Consider the following 1908-nt stretch of genomic DNA (forward strand, 5'->3'; position numbering starts at 1 on the left):
CTACTGGGTCATGCGCGGTGATGGTGGGATTGCTATTTTTAACTATGCCGATTTGCGGCTCTTGGCCTTTGGCCGGTCTTTGCCGATGCCTTCCTTGGCGAGGCTCTTTCGAAGAACCGAGGCCAGGTCGACCACGTTCTCCTGGGGCTTTGGCGCCGGTTTCGGGGGCTTTTTGCCCTTGCGCTTGGCGTCGATCATGGCAATCAACGCATCCTCGTAAGTATCCTCGAATTTCGAAGGATCGAACTTTGTCACCTTCTTGTCGATGAGAAGCCCCGCGATTTCGAGCAGATCCAAATCGTATTTTGGGCTTTTCACATCGTCGAAGACGGTGTCTTCCGACGTCATCTCATTGTGGGTGCGCAACTCGGTCAGCAGCATTCCTTTTTCAAGCGGCTGTATCAACACTTCGCGCCCGCGCTGATAGAGCACGACGCAGGATCGCGCCGCAACGCGCTTCTTGGCCATCGCATCGCGCAGGACAGAAAAGGCCTCCAACGAGGCGCCGTCAGCCGGGATTAGGTAGTATGGCTTCTCCAGGTAACGTGTGTCGATCTCGGCAACCGGAACAAAGGAATCGACATCAAGCGTATGCTGCGACGTCAGTTTCAGTTTCTTGATCTCGTCCGGCTCGACTTGTATGAACTCGCCCTTGTCCGCCTCGTAGCCTTTGATCTGATCCGCGACTTCGACAACATCGCCGGTCCCTTCGTCGACATAGGCGCTCTTGACGGGCAAGCCGTTCTTGCGGTTCAGAATCTTGAAGTGGATCTTGGATGCCTCGCTTGTGGCACCAACTATCTTCACCCCGCACGACACGGAACCGACCCTCAGAAAGCCCTTCCAGACCGCGCGCGGCGCCACCATGCCGTTTCTCCTAGACGTGCCGATGTCGGCACAACGTCAGCCACACGGTTCTGTTCCGCAACGTGGGCACTCATTGCCTGCAGCCCAAGAATTATTCCTCCCGGTAGTCCAGCAGCTTCGCATGGCGAAGCTTCTCCTCGCCCTTCAGGAACCGCACGCGACCGACCAGACCAGGCTTGAGCCATTCGGCCTTTTCTTTCTTTAGACCGATGGGCACTGGTCCGCCGACTTTCCCTTGCACGCGATCCCATAGTCGCTGGCGCTTGTCGGCTTTAAAGGCAACGAAGGCGCCGCCGGCGTAGCGGCCCTTGTCGGCCATGAGCACCATTGCCGGCTTCCCAGCCTCGCGCTGCACGCCAATAATGTCCATTTCCTTTTCGGCATAGCACTTGATCTTGCGCCAGTTCATCGTCGGTCCGCTGCGATAGACGCTGGCCTTGCGCTTCGAGACCATGCCCTCCAACCCCGCCCTGTCGACCAGGTGATAAACCGCGTCCCCGGTGCCGGGCATGGCTTTGCTGACCTGAATGCGACCGACGGCTGGAATCAGTTCCTGCAGGATCTCGCGGCGGTCTTCCACCGGCATGTTGCGCAAATCATGCCCGTTCAGGTGCAGGAGGTCGAATGCCACCAAATACAGATCGCGCGAAGGCTTACGACGGGTGACGGCTGACTGCAGGGCCTGGAAGTCGGACAGGCCGGCCTCGTTGACCGTGATTGTCTCGCCATCGATGATGAAACTTTCCGCCTCGATCGCCTCCGCCTCTCCGGCAAGTTCGATATAGCGGCCTGTCCAGTCGTATCCGTTCTTGGTGAACAGCCGGATCCCGTTGTCATCCTTGATGATTTGGGTCCGATACCCGTCGAATTTGATCTCATGGAGCCATTCGTCGCCCTGCGGTGGCGTTTCGACCAGCTCGGGTTCCATGGGCTTGATGAACTTCAGACGCATGCGCTGACTCGCATAGTGCGATTCAATTAGCGCTCGCTAAAATGGTTCCGGAACATTTTAGACGAATTGAATGTTTGATGGTTATGACG

At 57.3% G+C, this 1908-nt stretch carries 2 protein-coding genes; both read right to left on the reverse strand.

Going from position 1 to position 1908, the window contains the following annotated elements:
* Positions 1–42: 42 nt before the first annotated feature.
* A complete protein-coding gene (locus EN943_RS36765; protein ID WP_127416588.1) occupies positions 43–867 on the reverse strand; it encodes a Ku protein in 825 nt (274 codons plus the stop codon).
* A 91-nt stretch (positions 868–958) separates the two neighbouring features.
* Positions 959–1819: an ATP-dependent DNA ligase gene (locus EN943_RS36770; RefSeq protein ID WP_127416589.1), complete on the reverse strand. Its 861-nt coding sequence runs from the start codon at positions 1817–1819 to the stop codon at positions 959–961.
* Positions 1820–1908: the final 89 nt, after the last annotated feature.

The organism is Mesorhizobium sp. M7A.F.Ca.US.006.01.1.1 (assembly GCF_003997935.1).
Classification (GTDB): domain Bacteria; phylum Pseudomonadota; class Alphaproteobacteria; order Rhizobiales; family Rhizobiaceae; genus Mesorhizobium.

Bases quoted from the DNA above. Each gene is read 5' to 3' on its own strand.
- EN943_RS36770 (WP_127416589.1), bottom strand. From the start codon at position 1,819: ATGCGTCTGAAGTTCATCAAGCCCATGGAACCCGAGCTGGTCGAAACG.
- EN943_RS36765 (WP_127416588.1), bottom strand. From the start codon at position 867: ATGGTGGCGCCGCGCGCGGTCTGGAAGGGCTTTCTGAGGGTCGGTTCC.